Annotated in this window: 14 protein-coding genes; 7 read left to right on the top strand and 7 right to left on the bottom strand. The window is 72.9% G+C overall.

Annotated features, from left to right (window positions below):
- Positions 1-261: 261 nt before the first annotated feature.
- Both IF37_RS39725 and IF37_RS0126675 read right to left on the bottom strand, forming a co-directional pair.
- Positions 262-630: a M23 family metallopeptidase gene (locus IF37_RS39725; RefSeq protein WP_253915854.1), complete on the bottom strand. Its 369-nt coding sequence runs from the start codon at positions 628-630 to the stop codon at positions 262-264.
- Between the two features lie 134 nt (positions 631-764).
- Positions 765-1,148: a hypothetical protein gene (locus IF37_RS0126675; protein WP_052845382.1), complete on the bottom strand. Its 384-nt coding sequence runs from the start codon at positions 1,146-1,148 to the stop codon at positions 765-767.
- A 772-nt stretch (positions 1,149-1,920) separates the two neighbouring features.
- Between IF37_RS0126675 and IF37_RS46420 the strand changes: the two genes are divergently transcribed.
- Positions 1,921-2,043, top strand: a complete 123-nt coding sequence (locus IF37_RS46420; protein WP_301540350.1) for a hypothetical protein — start codon at positions 1,921-1,923, stop codon at positions 2,041-2,043.
- A 348-nt stretch (positions 2,044-2,391) separates the two neighbouring features.
- Here IF37_RS46420 and IF37_RS0126665 read toward each other — a convergent pair whose 3' ends face one another.
- Together IF37_RS0126665 and IF37_RS0126660 are read right to left on the bottom strand one after the other, a co-directional pair.
- Positions 2,392-2,835 carry a glutaredoxin domain-containing protein gene (locus tag IF37_RS0126665; protein WP_030747644.1) on the bottom strand — a complete coding sequence of 148 codons (444 nt, stop codon included), beginning with the start codon at positions 2,833-2,835 and terminating at the stop codon, positions 2,392-2,394.
- A 94-nt stretch (positions 2,836-2,929) separates the two neighbouring features.
- Positions 2,930-4,336, bottom strand: coding sequence for a DHA2 family efflux MFS transporter permease subunit (locus IF37_RS0126660; protein ID WP_253915859.1), 1,407 nt, complete (start codon positions 4,334-4,336; stop codon positions 2,930-2,932).
- A 154-nt stretch (positions 4,337-4,490) separates the two neighbouring features.
- Here IF37_RS0126660 and IF37_RS0126655 point away from each other — a divergent pair, with 154 nt between their 5' ends.
- Together IF37_RS0126655 and IF37_RS0126650 are read left to right on the top strand one after the other, a co-directional pair.
- The gene (locus IF37_RS0126655; protein WP_030747638.1) at positions 4,491-4,922 is read left to right on the top strand and encodes a MarR family winged helix-turn-helix transcriptional regulator; all 432 of its coding nucleotides are present in this window, start codon (positions 4,491-4,493) and stop codon (positions 4,920-4,922) included.
- Between the two features lie 377 nt (positions 4,923-5,299).
- Positions 5,300-6,568, top strand: coding sequence for a membrane protein (locus IF37_RS0126650; protein WP_030747635.1), 1,269 nt, complete (start codon positions 5,300-5,302; stop codon positions 6,566-6,568).
- Positions 6,569-6,630: 62 nt separating this feature from the next.
- On the opposite strand, the gene IF37_RS0126645 is transcribed toward IF37_RS0126650, so the two are convergent.
- Entirely contained in the window at positions 6,631-7,104 is a 474-nt protein-coding gene (locus IF37_RS0126645; protein WP_030747632.1) for a hypothetical protein, read from the bottom strand.
- A 375-nt stretch (positions 7,105-7,479) separates the two neighbouring features.
- On the opposite strand from IF37_RS0126645, the gene IF37_RS0126640 reads away from it, so the two are divergent.
- The 4 genes from IF37_RS0126640 to IF37_RS0126625 all read left to right on the top strand — a co-directional run bounded on the left by IF37_RS0126640 (position 7,480) and on the right by IF37_RS0126625 (position 13,608).
- Positions 7,480-8,733: a PQQ-binding-like beta-propeller repeat protein gene (locus IF37_RS0126640; protein ID WP_030747629.1), complete on the top strand. Its 1,254-nt coding sequence runs from the start codon at positions 7,480-7,482 to the stop codon at positions 8,731-8,733.
- Between the two features lie 205 nt (positions 8,734-8,938).
- Positions 8,939-10,039, top strand: a complete 1,101-nt coding sequence (locus IF37_RS0126635) for a serine hydrolase (protein ID WP_030747625.1) — start codon at positions 8,939-8,941, stop codon at positions 10,037-10,039.
- A gap of 379 nt (positions 10,040-10,418) precedes the next feature.
- Positions 10,419-12,119 carry a carbohydrate-binding module family 20 domain-containing protein gene (locus IF37_RS0126630; RefSeq protein WP_030747621.1) on the top strand — a complete coding sequence of 567 codons (1,701 nt, stop codon included), beginning with the start codon at positions 10,419-10,421 and terminating at the stop codon, positions 12,117-12,119.
- Positions 12,120-12,894: 775 nt separating this feature from the next.
- Positions 12,895-13,608: a trypsin-like serine protease gene (locus IF37_RS0126625; protein WP_030747618.1), complete on the top strand. Its 714-nt coding sequence runs from the start codon at positions 12,895-12,897 to the stop codon at positions 13,606-13,608.
- Positions 13,609-13,695: 87 nt separating this feature from the next.
- Here IF37_RS0126625 and IF37_RS0126620 read toward each other — a convergent pair whose 3' ends face one another.
- Both IF37_RS0126620 and IF37_RS0126615 read right to left on the bottom strand, forming a co-directional pair.
- Positions 13,696-13,977, bottom strand: a complete 282-nt coding sequence (locus IF37_RS0126620) for a hypothetical protein (protein ID WP_030747614.1) — start codon at positions 13,975-13,977, stop codon at positions 13,696-13,698.
- A gap of 19 nt (positions 13,978-13,996) precedes the next feature.
- Positions 13,997-14,321, bottom strand: a 325-nt coding sequence (locus IF37_RS0126615; RefSeq protein WP_030747611.1) for an IS5/IS1182 family transposase, incomplete at its 5' end; no start/stop codon positions are given.

Raw genomic sequence — 14,321 nt, 5'->3', positions numbered from 1 at the left:
CCTGTGATGTCCGGTCCACACGGTCCGAAGCGTGAAACGAAATTGGTCATATGATCAACAGGAGTGCGCGGGAGGTATACCGCGTCCCGGGGGACCAGGCCCGGTGCGCCGCTCTCCCACCGGCGCCGCCGTCGACCCGGGCGGCACGCTGCCCCGACTCCCGTTCCTGGACGGTGAGTTCGGCACGGTGGCAGGCGACTGCCTCCTCGACCGCGTCTCAACCGTGCCGGACGGCTGGGCGTGGCCGGGCGCGCGGGCACGTCACCAGTTGGGCTTCTCGACGTTGCCGTACGACCAGCTGGGGCCCTTCGACATCTCGAAGTGCAGGTGCGGACCCGTGACGTTGCCCGTGATGCCGACCTTGCCGAGCTGCTGTCCGGCGGCGACCTTCTGCCCGGTCCGCACCTGCCGCTGCGAGAGGTGGCAGTAGGTGTACACATGGCCGTTGTCCGCGTGCAGGCCGATCCACTGGCCGTAGGCGCCCCCCTTGCCGTTCGACCAGGCGATGGTGCCGTTGCGCACGGCGACCACCGGGGTCCCGGTCGAGGCGGCGAAGTCCTGGCCGGTGTGCCGGCCGACACCGTCCGGCTTCCAGGCGTACGGACCGCGTCTGAAGAAGCCGAAGGTCACCCGGTGACCCGGCACGGCCGGTGGCGCCGTCGGGGATCTCGTGGCCCCGGGCGATCAGGGCTTTCTGTACGGTGCGTACGTCCTCGTTGGTCTTGCCGAACCGGACGTTGGACAGAGCGACCATGACGGGAGTCCTAGTACGGGTGGGGAGGCCGGTGCGGGTCCGCCTGCTGGACGCGGGCGGCGAAGTTCGAGCCCGACCGGTTGACGTGATACCGGGCGCGCACGTAGTTGACGGTCGCGCACATGTCCGCCACCACGTCGTAGGGCGTGGTGGCCGTGCCCGCCTGGTGGTAGGCGGCGAAGGTGGTCGGGATGCACTGGGTGGCGCCCCGGGAGCAGTTCTGCCGGTGTCCGTCGGGGGCGACCGGACCTCGGGCGTTGACGTCGGTGACGTTCACCCGGAACCGCGGACTGTTGTAGGCGGACTCCCGCTTGGCGATGGTGACCAGTGCCGGTACGCCGAACCTCGGGTCCATGCCGGTCAGCCGGCACGCGGTGCCGGCGTACCGGCGCATCGCGTCCTCCCCCACGTCGTCGTGGGGGTCGGCGTAGGTGACCTCGGCCGGTGGCGCCGTCGGGGATCTCGTGGCCCCGGGCGATCAGGGCTTTCTGTACGGTGCGTACGTCCTCGTTGGTCTTGCCGAACCGGACGTTGGACGGAGCGACCATGACGGCTCGCCTTCTCTCGACAGTCCCATGGCGTCACGGCGCGAGGAACGCGCGCCCACGGCCGCCCCCTGACCGGAGTGGGGAGTGGTGACCGAGAGTTTGTCTTCCACTCTAGTGCCGCCGCGAGGGGCCTGCCACCGGAGTCCCGGCGGGTACGGTCGGCCACGGCGGCCGCCTGGCGCGGGACGCGCGGCGTCCGCCGGCCGGCGCGGGGAGAACGCGGTCCGACGCGGTCCCGGGCGCCACGGCCGCCGAGGGGTTCCACGCCCGCCGACGCACTCCGTGGGTGGAAGAGGCCGGTGGTCCCCGGGAGCAGGCCGGTGTCGCGAGTGCCGGCGGCGCACGCGGCTGACGACGGGGGTGTACGGGGGTGTGAGGGGATGGTGTTGTCCGCGTTGGTTGCGCACAGTCACCGGCCGTCGTCGCTGTGCTGAACAAGTGAAGAGCCTTTCCGGTCATCTTCCCCAATGCATCAACTGGGCTTGACCTGGGCCCACTTGGGTGTCGATGCTTGTGTTCGTTTCACCGGATCCTCCTCTCGGACTCCGTGGCTCTCTGTGCGGAGGGTGGCGGACGCCCTGACGGACAGGGCGGCAGGAGGAGAAGGAGGAAACAGTGGTGAGGTCTGACATGGGCAAGCCGCGCAGGCGGTGGACCGGCCCCGAGAGGTGGTCGGTCGGGCTGGCCGCGGCCGGTGTGCTCGTGGCGATCATCGCCACGGTGGGGCAGTTCGTCCACTAGGGCGCCCACACATGGGACGGTCGCGCCGGAACTCCGTACGCACGGAGCCCGGTCCGCTGCTAGGCGACCGGGCTCGTGATCTGCGTGGAGGGTCTGGCTCTGGCAGGAGCCGGGCCCTTTGCCCACCGGACCGAGTGTGTACCTGAGCACCCCGTTCCGACAAGAAGAACATTACCTGTTTTAGCCCTGGCGTACCCGTGCGTGAACGCTTCGGTGCCCGCCCGGCGGCGGCAGCGGGACGGCCGGTCACGGTGGGACGGATGACCGGTGGTGTGTTCGCGATGCCGCCGGCCGCGAAGTGACCGGCGTCGGCGAGGGCTCTGCCCGTGCCTGAGCCGGTCCCCGTGCTCACGCCTCGGTGGCCTCGGCGAGCTGTCGGCGCACCCACGCGGGATCGGGGTTGACATGGGGCCGGCCCGCCACGAAGACGGTCGGTACGGTCTCGTCGCCGGAGTTGACCTCGCGTACCGCCGCCGCCCCGGCCGGGTCGCGCCAGATGTCGACCCAGTACAGCCGGCGGGCATCGCGCCCCAACCGGACGCGCAGACGCAGACAGTACGTGCAGCCCGGCCGCCAGAAGACGACCGGCCGGCCGTCGACCGCGCTCCGGCGCCGTGCCTCCAGCGCGCCGAGCGACCTCGGGAAGACCAGCGGCGAGCACGCGCCCGCGAGCAGCAGGAACACCGGCAGCAGTGCTGCGGCCCCGGCGGGGTCGCCCCCGCGGACCAGCCCGGTCGCCATGACCGAACCGCAGACCACCAGCACCATCGGCAGAGACCACGCGCGCATCACGATCCCGCAGGTTACCGGTGAGCCGGAACCCTCCCCCCACCGGACCGCGCGCCCGGACACCGGTGCGGCCACGACCCCGGGACGCGGGCGGTGTTCAGGGGGCGACCCGGTCCCGGCGGCGGCGTCGCCGCAGCGGCGCGGACCGCCCGGCCGTGCCCGTGTCACCGCGGGTGGCGGAACGGGCGGGACCGTCGGGCAGGGTGAAGGCGAAGACCGCCGTCACCGCCGCGATCGCGGCCAGGGCGAGGTACGCGTGCTGGTACGCCGCGAGCGGCGGGGCCGCGGCGGCCTCCGGCGGGGCGCCGAGGACGAGGACGGTGGTCACCGCCGCCGGCGCGAGCGCGCCACCGGTCTGCCGTACGACGGTGTTCAGCATCGTGGCCTGGGCCGTGTCCGTCCGGTCGACCGTGGCCAGCGAGGCGACCGTCGTCGGCATGAAGAAGCAGCCGATGGCGGCTCCGAACAGGAACATGCAGCCACGGAAGGCCCACAGGCCGGTGTCCGCGTCGCACCGGGCGAGCAGCAGCAGCACCACGGTGACACCGGTCAGACCGCAGCCGACGATCAGGCGCGGACCGACCCTGGTGTACAGGAGGCCGGCGAGCTGGACGGTCAGCAGGACGCCGAACGCCTCGGGGAAGGTGGTCAGGCCCGACTCCAGTGCCGTACGGCCCTGGGCCTGCTGGAGGAAGAGCGGACCCAGGTACAGGGCGCCCATGATGGGGACGAGGCCGACCAGATTGATCAGGTTGGTGTCCCGGAACAGCCGGTCGGCGAACAGGCGCAGCCGCAGCAGGGGACGGGACGTGCGCAGTTCGACGGCGACGGTGGCGGCCAGCAGGGCCGTACCGAGCACGAGGGTGGTGACGACGGCGGGGGAGGACCAGCCGCGGTTGGGCCCCTCGCAGAGGCCGAACATCACGGTGCCCAGACCTCCCGCGCTCAGCAGCAGACCGGGCAGGTCGAAGCGGCCCGGCCGGCCGCCGCGGTCCCCGGCCAGGAACAGGACGCCGAACAGCACGGCCGGCAGGCCCACCGGCAGATTGACGTAGAAGACCCACCGCCAGGACAGGTGGTCGACCAGCAGCCCGCCGAGGACGGGGGCCGCGGCCGGGGCGATCTGCTGCGGAATGATCATGTAGCGGGAGACGCGTATCTGCTCCGCGGTGGTGAAGGTGCCGAACAGCAGCGCGGCGGAGGCCGGGAAGAGGACACCGGCCGACACGCCCTGCGCCGCGCGGTAGGCGACGAGCGGGCCGAGCCCGGCCGCCGCCCCGCACAGCAGCGACGAGCCGAGGAACCCGGACAGGGCGGTCAGCAGGACGCGTTTGGCGCCGAACCGCTCGACCAGCCAGGCCGAGGCCGGGATGGCCATGGCGAGGCAGACCGGGTAGACGACGACCACCCCGTCCAGCGCGGGGGTGGTGAGCCCGAACTGACGGGCGATCGAGGGCAGTGCCACGGTGGTGATGGCTCCGTCGACGATCGCGATGAACGTCACGCTGACGCAGACGACGGGAACGACCAGGCGCTGGCTGAGACGGGACGGCAGGGCGGACAGCACGGAGTGACGTCGGCGCATATGCTGAGCATACTCAGTATGAGTTTGCTCAGCATATGGCCTTCACCACGCGGGACGGGGGAGACTGGGCGCCATGGCAGTGCAGGGCAGCAGTGACATCCTCATCGACGAGCTGTACGAGACGACGCACCGGCTACGGCAGTTCGTGGAGGCCCGGTTGCGGGAGAAGGGAGCGTCGGTGGCGCGGCTGCGCGCCCTGCGCATGCTGGCCCGGGCCCGGGAGCCGCTGCGGATGCGGGACCTGAGCGAGATGGCGGGCATCGCGGCCCGCACCGCGACCACCATCGTGGACAGCCTGGAACGAGACGGCCTGGTGGAGCGGGTGCGCCACCCCCGGGACCGGCGGGCGTTCCTGCTCCGGCTCACCGAGGAGGGTCTGCGCCGTCACCGTGAGGCGGAGGAGATCGACCGCCTCTCCCTCGCCGAGGCGACCGCGGCCCTGGACGCGGACGACCGCGAACAGCTACGGGCCCTGCTCGCGCGCATCCGCGACCACACGCTCTGACGGCGGGACGGCGGGACGGCGGGACGGCGGGACGGGCACGGTCCCGGCCTCGCGCACGGCCACGCCCCCCGCCACGCCCCCGGCGAAGCCGAGCCGTGCCGGGCGGGTACCGGGTGGCCACCGGCGCTCGGGCCGCCGCCGGAGGCACCCGCGCATCTGCGGGGCCACCGCGACGCCTCCCGCGACCCGGACGGCGTACCACTGCTCGCGTGGCCGCTCCGTTGCGGGTCGGCTGGCAGACACAGGCGCCGGATCGACCGGGAGGAACGGTGGCGGAAGGCAGCGACCACACGGGGGGCCAGGCCGACGGTCCCGCGCCCGGCCAGGGGGACGACCGGCCGGGCGGCCGGGCGGACGACCGCGCGGAACGGTCGGAACTGGAGGTGCTGCGGGGGCGGGTGGCGGCTCTCGAGGGCGAACGGGCCCGGCGGCCCCGGCACCACGCGAGGTCACTCGTCGCCGCGGTGCTCATCGTCATCGGGTGCGTCCTCGCCCCGCTCTCCGCGGTCGCCGCGTGGGCGGCCGACGAGGTGGGCGACACCGACCGGTACGTGGACACGGTCGCCCCGCTCGCGTCCGACCCCGCCGTGCAGAACGCCGTCGCCGACCGGGTCACCGACGCGCTGATGAGCCACATCGACCTGCCCGCCCTGCTCGCGGACGCGGCGCCCGGGGACCGCCCCCTGCTGGAGAAGGCGCTCGGGGGCAGACTCGGCGACTCCCTGGAGGGAGCGGTACGCAGTTTCGTCCACGACAAGGCCCGGGAGGTCGCCGCCTCGGACGCGTTCCGGTCCGTCTGGACCGACGCCAACCGCCGGATCCACGGCTCCCTCGACAAGGCCCTCACCGGCAGCGGCGGCGGCGCGGTCCAGCTCACGGACGACACCGTGACCCTCGATCTCGGCCCGCTCGTGGACCGGGTCAAGCAGCGCCTCGTGGACGCCGGACTGAGCGTCGCCGGGCACATTCCCGCGGTGCACACCGACTTCACACTCGTCCGGTCCCCGCAGATCGGCGAGGCCAAGACCTACGTCAGGCTGTTGCAGATCGCGGGGAACTGGCTGCCGGTGCTGGCCGTGCTGCTGCTCGCCGCCGGGGTGCTGCTGTCCGCCCGGCGGCGCCGGGCCCTGGTCGCGGCCGGCCTCGGCGTCGTCGTCGCCACCGGCGTCCTCGGCATCGGGCTGCGCGTGTTCCGCGTCATCTACCTCGACCGGCTGCCCGCCGACGTCTCCCCGGACGCGGCCGGCGCCGTCTACGACGCGCTCACCCACTTCCTGCGGACCACCGTGCGCATGGTCATCGCCCTCGGCGTCGTCGTCGCCCTCGGCGCCTGGCTCACCGGGCCGGGCCGGTACGCCGGGCTCGTACGGCGCCTGTGGACCTCGGGCATCGGGGCGGTGCGCGCCACGGCCGACCGCGCCGGTCTGCGCACCGGTCCCGTCGGCCCCTTCGCGCACCGCCACCGCGCCTGGATCACCTGGCTGCTGGTGGCCGGGTCGCTGCTGGTCTACCTGGTGTGGCCGTACCCCACCGGCTGGGTGGTGGTCGGCATCGCGCTGTGCCTGCTGTTCCTGCTGGCGGTGGTGGAGTTCCTGGCCGCCGCCCCGCCACCCGGACAGCGGACCCCGGCCCGGGCGGCCGTCTGACGCCGCGCAGCCCCGGGGAGCCGTCTGACGGCGCGGCCGGACCACCGGCCGCGCCCCCCGCGTCAGTACCGGACGGCGTTGCCGACCTCGGCCTTGACCGGGCCGGAGAGCTTGCGGTTGCTGCGCGCGGTCGCGGTGCCGGTCCGGCCAGCCGCCACGTCCGGTACGGTCACCACGACCACGTCCAGCAGATCGCCTCCGGCGTCGCGGAAGTTCACCTGGACGGCGAACGACTTCTTCTTGTCCGTCGTGTTGTCGGCCGTCACACCGACGGTGCCGTGTCCGCTGCCGTCCGTGCCCGCGGTACCGAGCGCGACGTCCCCCTTGGCGGCGACGCCGTGTCTGACGGAGTCGAGCCTGCGACGGGCCTCGGCGGTCGCCGACGCCAGCGATTCGGCCGCCCGCGAGCCCACGGACGCCGCCGCGGAGGCCGCCTTGCTCGCGGCACCCGACGCGGAGCCGCCGTCGTCCGAGCACCCGTTCGCGCCCGCGGCGAACACCGCCGCCAGCACGGCGACCGTCGCACCCCGACCCACCCGACCCACGTGTCCCGTCACGCCGTGGCCTTCCTGTCCGCGCCCGATGCGGTCCCTTCCGAGTGAACCGCCACCACCCGGCGTCCGCACGCCCGGCCACAGGGGCGCCCGGCACGCGGTTCGCGCCGCCGGCCCCGCGGGCAGCGGGGTACGGGCCCAGGACGAGCCCCGCCGTCATCACCCGAACGGCTCAGCCCCGGTGGTCGGCCGGGTCAGGGAAGCCGACCGTGCGGGACCGCCCCGGACGCCCCTGCCGTGCGGCCGTCACCGCGCCCGCCCGCGCGGCCCCCGGCACGGGGTGCATGTGGAGTTCTTGTGGGGGTAGTGGGGTGAGGCCATCCGGACCGGGTGGCTCTGTGACCAGGGGGTACCTCGATGAAAGCGACAACACACCGTTCCCGTACCAGACTTGGCGCGGTCTGCCTGGCCGCCGTCTCGCTGCTGACCTTCACCGGTTCGCCGCGGGCCGCCGCTGAGGTGCCGGGGCGGACCGCGACAGCGGCCGAGCTGGCGGACGCCACGCTCGGCTACCGTGCCGACAGCCGGGCGGACGGTCTCGTCGTGGGGGCCACGGCGGCCCCGCCGTACGAGAAGCTGTGGTCCCGGGACTTCGGCACCGTCGTCTCCGCGCCGGTCGCGGTCGGCGACCGCGTGTACGCCGTCGTCAACGCGGACGACGGCACCGCGGGCGGCCCGCGCATGATGCTCGTCGGGGTCCGGGCCGCCACCGGCGAGGACCTGTGGCCGGCCGTCCGGCTGGAGCAGAACGAGCCGCAGGCCGGGGTGTCGTACGGGGGCGGCCTGCTCTACACGCAGACGGCGCGCGGCACGATCGCCGCGTGGGACCCGGCCACCGGGAAGCGGCAGTGGTCGGTCACCCTCGACTCGGCCTCCATGCACTACCCGCCCGTCTGGTACGACGGCCTGCTCTACCTCCAGGACGGCCGCGGCACCGCGCTGGCGCTGCGCGCCGACACCGGCGCCCGGGTGTGGACGGCCCCCCTCGCGGACTACTCGGAGGGGCCGACCGTCGTCGACGGCTCCGGCGTGTGGATCGGCTTCGACGGCATCGCCTGGCACCACCTCGCCCTCAAGACCGGCGCCGAACTGCACCGCTTCGAGGTGCCCGACGTCTCCGGCGCCTACGGCAACCCGGTCGCGCTCGGTGCCGGCGCGGCCTGGATGCGCAGCAGCGACAGCGACGACGAGACGGTCACCGCCTACGACCGGAAGACCGGCGCGGCCGTGCGCGAGCTGCCCGCGGACGCCACCCCGGTCTTCGGCCCGGGCCGCGTGTACGTCGCCCACCACGGTACGGTCAGCGCGCTCGGCACCGGTACGTACAAGGCCGCCTGGACGTACACCAGTTCCGTGGGCGCGGCCACCGTGCGCCTGGTGGCGGGCGGCTACGTGTACGTACAGGACGCCGACGGCCGCCTCGTCGTGCTGGACGCGGAGACGGGCGAGGCCGTGTGGTCGTACCGGCGCTACCCCGCGCCGCCGTCCATGTCGACCGTCCTCGCCGAGGAGGACTGGCGCGGCTTCGTCGTCCCGGGCATCGCCACGGCCGGGGGCCGGCTGTTCGTGCCGGCCGACGAAGGCACCCTGATCGCCTTCGGCAAGGCGTAGGGGACGTAGGAGATGTAGGGGACGCAGGGGACCTTCCCCGGCTGCCCCGCGTCCGTGCGTGGCCCCGCCCCGCCGTTCTGTCAAGGGGGTTCACACACCACGGATGCGGGGGCAGGTCGGAACGCTCTCGCGCCGGGTTCCTGACAGGGTTGCCGGTGGGCGCGGACCGCGCCGCGCCCGCCGGACCACCCCCAGGGAGACACGTATGTACCGTCGACGCCTGGCCGCAGCAGCAGCGCTGGCCGTGACCCTCACCGGGGCCCTCGCCCCCGTCGCGGCGGCCCGCCCGGCCGACCCCGTGCAGCGGCAGCTGGACCTGCTCGTCGACCGTGACGGAGTGCCGGGGGCGCTCGCGTTCGACGGCCGGGTGACCCGTACCGCCGGTGTCGCGGACCTGGAGTCCGGCCGCCCGATGGCCGACGAGACCGGCCGGCTGCGACTGGCCAGCGACACCAAGGCGTTCACCGCGGCAGCCGTGATGCGCCTGGTGGCGGACGGGCGGATACGGCTGGACGCCCGCGCGGGCACCTACGTGCCACAGCTCGCGCAACGCGCCGTCACCGTACGGCAGCTGCTCAAGCAGACCAGCGGACTGCCCGAGTACTCCGCGCTGGTCGACTGGAACGGGCGGCCCGGCACACCCGAGGACTACCTGGCCCTCGCGCTCGGCGCGGAGCCCGTCTTCGAGCCGGGCACCGACTGGGGCTACTCCAACACCAACTACCTGGTGCTCGGCATGGTGATCGACAAGGTCTCGGGGACGGACTTCCGGACCTACGTCGAGCGTACGATCCTGCGCCCGCTGCACCTGGACGACACCTACTGGCCCGCGCCCGGCGAGCTGTCCCTGCGCGGACCGCACGCCCGCAACTACGGTGTCCACCCGGCACATCCGGAAGCGGGCCGGGTGGACGTGACCGAGCTGCCCGGGTACGAGTTCGGCGCGTCCGGCGGTCTGGTCTCCACGCCGGAGGACCTCAACGCCTTCTGGGACGGCCTGTTCGGCGGCCGGCTGCTGCCCGGCCGGGCGCTGCGCCTGATGACCCGGGACACCACCGACGTCGGCGGCCACGACGTCTACCCGGCGGGCAGCCGCTACGGATACGGCGTCGCCTCGATCCCGCTCAGCTGCGGCGGCGTCTACTGGGGCCATGGCGGTGATCTGCCCGGCGACTCGGTGGGCGGCGGCCGGGCCTCCGCCCACCGCGGCACCGTCACCGTCTACACCACCACCCGGGCGGCCGAGGGCGCGAGCCTGCGGCACCTCCAGAAGGCGGTGGACGCGTCCCTGTGCGCCCCCCGCTGACCACCGCCAGGGTGCCGGCGTCGGCTGGTTCGCGGCGTGGACGAGGCTGACCCGCCGGGGCCGCACGGACACTCCGGCCGCTCGGCCGGGCGCGTCGGGGAGGCGCGAACTGCGCACCCCGCGACCGGGGGCCGGAGTCGGTTGAAGGTAACACCCTGAAAACCGTTGCGAAAGGCTTTGCATGCAGCGCCTTCCCGATGTTCCGTGCCGAACCGCTTTTTCGGTGGGAAGGGTTGACCTGGGGTAGGCCGCGCCGTACGGTCTCGACCGCAATTTCTTGCAGCAAGAACCGTCGAACGGCCTTCTCCGGCATGGCGCGTTGTCACACGAGGCTGACGGCTGACCTCCGGTACCACCCCACCTCCCCACTGGAGCAATCATGGCCAGAAAGACCGTGGCCGCTGCACTCGCCGCCCTGGCGGGAGCCGCTGTGGCCGTCACGGGTCCGACGCCGGCGCAGGCCGTCGCGCCCGGCGCCAAGGACGTCACCGCGGTGATGTTCGAATGGAACTTCTCGTCCGTGGCGAAGGCGTGCACGGACGAACTGGGCCCCGACGGGTACGGATACGTCCAGGTCTCCCCGCCGAACGAACACATCCAGGGCACCTCCTGGTGGACCTCCTACCAGCCCGTCAGCTACAGGATCGGCACCAAACTGGGCGACCGCGCGGCCTTCGGGAGCATGGTGGACACCTGTCATGCGGCGGGCGTCAAGGTCGTCGCCGACACCGTGATCAACCACATGGCGAACGCCTCCGGGACGGGCACCGCCGGGTCGTCCTTCAGCAAGTACGACTACCCCGGCACGTACTCCGCCGCCGACATGGACGACTGCACGACGTCCATCAGCAACTACGCGGACCGCTGGAACGTCCAGCACTGCGAGATGGGCGGCCTGCCCGACCTCGACACCGGCGAGGAGTACGTCCGCAAGACCATCGCCGGCTACCTGAACGACCTGCTCTCCCTCGGCGTCGACGGCTTCCGCGTCGACGCGGCCAAGCACATCCCCGAGGACGACCTCGCCGACATCAAGTCCCGCCTCACCAACCCGGGCGTGTACTGGAAGCAGGAGACGATCGGAGCCGCGGGCGAGGCCGTCCAGCCGCCCGAGTTCTACGACACGGGCGACGTCCAGGAGTTCCACTACGCCTACGACCTCAAGCGGGTCTTCACAGGCGAGAAGCTCGCCGAGCTGAAGAACTTCGGCGAGCCCTGGGGCTACGTCTCCAGCGGCAAGGCGTCCGTCTTCGTCGACAACCACGACACCGAGCGCAACGGAGGCAGCCTCACCTACAAGGACGGCGCCGACTACACCCTCGCCCATGTCTTCATGCTGGCCTGGCCCTATGGCTCACCCGACGTCCACTCCGGCTACGAGTTCACCGACACGGGCGCCGGCGGACCCGACAACGGCCAGGTCAACGCCTGCTACACCGACGGCTGGAAGTGCCAGCACGCCTGGCGCGAGATAGCGAGCATGGTCAAGTTCCGCAACACGGCCGCCGGCACCGCAGTGACCGACTGGTGGGACAACGGCGGCAACCAGATCGCCTTCGGCCGCGGCGACAAGGCGTACGTCGTCATCAACCACGAGGGCTCCACGCTCAGCCGCACCTTCCAGACCTCCCTGCCCGCCGGCGGCTATTGCGACGTGCAGAGCGGCAAGGGGGTGACCGTCAACTCGTCCGGGCAGTTCACCGCCAGCCTGGGCGCGGGCTCGGCCCTCGCCCTGCACGTGGGGGCGAAGAACTGCGGCGCCGATACCGACCCCGGCCCCGACCTCACCGCCGGGGCCTCCTTCCACGTCAACGCCACCACCCGGTGGGGCCAGAACGTCTACGTCGTCGGCGGCAACGCGGCCCTCGGCGGCTGGAACACCGCGGGCGCGCTCAAGCTGGACCCGGCGGCTTACCCCGTCTGGAAGCTCGACGTGTCCCTGCCCGCGGGCACCTCGTTCGAGTACAAGTACATCCGCAAGGACGCCGGCGGCAACGTCACCTGGGAGAGCGGTGCCAACCGTACGGCCACCGTCCCGTCCACCGGCACGGTCACGCTGAACGACACCTGGCGCGGCTGACCGCCCTCTCCGACGACGCACCCCGATCACCGACGACGGACGGTGCTCACCGGCATCCGACGGCGAGCACCGACGACGACCGCCCGGCCCGGCCCACCGGTGCCGGGCCCCGCGGACGACCTCGCCCACGTCTTCGCCCAGGACTACCGCTACACCACCGGCCGGACCGACGCCTACAGCCAGGTCACCTTCCTCGGCAGCCACGACATGGTCCACCATCGGCACCTTCGTCGCCCAGGACCATCCCGGCGCCCACGACGTCGAACTGCTGCGCCGGGACCGCTTCGCCCACGAGCTGATGTTCCTCTCCCGGGGCAACCCGGTCGTCTACTCCGGCGACGGACAGGGCCCCTCGGACTCACCCCGACTGCGTCACGGACACCCTGGCCGAGCGCGCCCGCGGCATGCCCGCCGGACTGATCGTGGTCATGGCCGGCGAGGCGGGCGGCCGGGCGGTGCCGGACGCCACGCGGCGCGACGCGGACGGCGAGGACGCGGTCCGCGCCCGGCGCCGGGGAACGGCCCCTGCGCGGACACGCGGTGGCTCGTCGACGACTTCGGCTCCTTCGCCCTGGAGGTGTGCCGGCGGCCTTGGAGCGGCCATAACGCGGGTGTTATGGCGAGGTGCTAGTACCCCGGTCACGGTTCCTTCCCGACTATAGGTCATGTCCATGACGCGAATGCCGTCCGTCGGCGGCGTTCCCGTGGGCACGGCCGCGAGGCCGTCAACCCCACACGTGCGCGTCCCCGTACGTGCCTTCCGGATCGAGGAACCTTGCGTATATCAAGGCTTGCGCCCGCTCTCGCCGCGGCAGCGGTCTCCGTCCTCGCGCTGCTCGCCCCCACCGCCTCGGCGGCACCGGCCCCGGCCACCACGACACCGCAGCCCATCATCGGAGGCGGGTACGCCGGCAGCGGCCCCTGGGCCGCCCGGCTGTACTCCGGCGGCCAGGAGACCTGTACGGCGACGATCATCGCCCCCACCTGGGTCCTCACCGCCAAACACTGCGTGGCCGGCGGCGCGCTGTCGTTCCGCGTCGGCAGCCTGGACCAGTACAGCGGCGGCACCGTGGCCAACGGCGTCCAGACGTACACCCACAGCGCCGACCTGGCGCTCGTCCGTCTCGACCGCTCCGTCTCGACGACCTACGCCTCCCTCGGGCAGCCCGGCACGGTACGGGTCGGCCAGAGCGTGCAGGTGTACGGCTGGGGCGCCACCTCCCAGTGCGGCTCGGAGATCAACTGCCAGTCCCGCTACCTGAAGGTCGCCAACGTCACGGTCAGCAGCGGCTGCACCGACGCCTACGGCGGCTCGGCGATCTGCGCCTACCGGGGCGACGGCATCACCGCCGGCGGTGACTCCGGCGGCCCGATGATGGCCAACGGCGTCCAGGTCGGCGTCGCCTCCACCAGCGACCGCCAGACGAACACGGCGTACACCAACGTGACCGCGTACCGCTCCTGGATCCAGTCCATCGCGGGCGTCTGACCCACTCCGGCCTCCCCGCCGGTGTCTCACGCCCGCGCACACCGGGGCCCTCGCCACGCCGGGTGAGGGCCCTTCGCCGTGCCGGTGTCAGCCGGTCATCAGGCGCCGCAGGTCCGAGGCGTACTTCAGGACGAGCTCCGCCGACAGGAGCGGGATGCCCCGGGCTGCGCCGACACCGGTGCGCCGGACGGCCGCCCGGAAGCGGTCCGAGGGGACGACCGAGCCGGGTACGGCCGGCTCGGGCTCGCGGTAGCCGTGCGGCAGCGGCAGGACCGAGTACCGGCGCCGCTGCTCCGGCAGGGCGCGCGGTGCCGCCTCCAGCCGGACCGGCCAGTGGCGCCGGCCGGGCCGCCGAGACCCGCGAGGCACTAGGAGTTGTCTTCATATGTCAGGCCCACATCAGGAGCGATGCGAGGGTGACGGCTGCTTGGTAGGACTCGGCGGTCTTGTCGTGACGGGTGGCGTTCAAGCGGTTGAAGCAGCGTTCGACCACGTTGCGCCGCTTGCAGAGGTGCTTGTCGAAGGCCGGCGGGCGCCCGCCGCGATGGCCGCGCCGGAGCCGGTTGCGGATCTGGTCGGACCGTTCCGGGATGGTGTGACCGATGCCCCGCCGTCTGAGCCAGACCCGGATCGCTTGGGAGCTGTAGCCCTTGTCGCCGATGACGTGGTCGGGCCGGACGCGGGGCCGCCCCGGTCCGAGGCGGGGCACCCGT

The organism is Streptomyces sp. NRRL S-31 (assembly GCF_000718775.1).
Taxonomy (GTDB): domain Bacteria; phylum Actinomycetota; class Actinomycetes; order Streptomycetales; family Streptomycetaceae; genus Streptomyces.
Note: the sequence above shows the minus strand (reverse complement) of the source record. Positions and strands in the feature narration are given on the sequence as shown.

Excerpts from the sequence above, each read along its gene's own strand:
- IF37_RS0126630 (WP_030747621.1), top strand. The coding sequence starts at position 10,419 with ATGGCCAGAAAGACCGTGGCCGCTGCACTCGCCGCCCTGGCGGGAGCC.
- IF37_RS0126635 (WP_030747625.1), top strand. The coding sequence starts at position 8,939 with ATGTACCGTCGACGCCTGGCCGCAGCAGCAGCGCTGGCCGTGACCCTC.
- IF37_RS0126640 (WP_030747629.1), top strand. The coding sequence starts at position 7,480 with ATGAAAGCGACAACACACCGTTCCCGTACCAGACTTGGCGCGGTCTGC.
- IF37_RS0126675 (WP_052845382.1), bottom strand. The coding sequence starts at position 1,148 with ATGCGCCGGTACGCCGGCACCGCGTGCCGGCTGACCGGCATGGACCCG.
- IF37_RS0126655 (WP_030747638.1), top strand. The coding sequence starts at position 4,491 with ATGGCAGTGCAGGGCAGCAGTGACATCCTCATCGACGAGCTGTACGAG.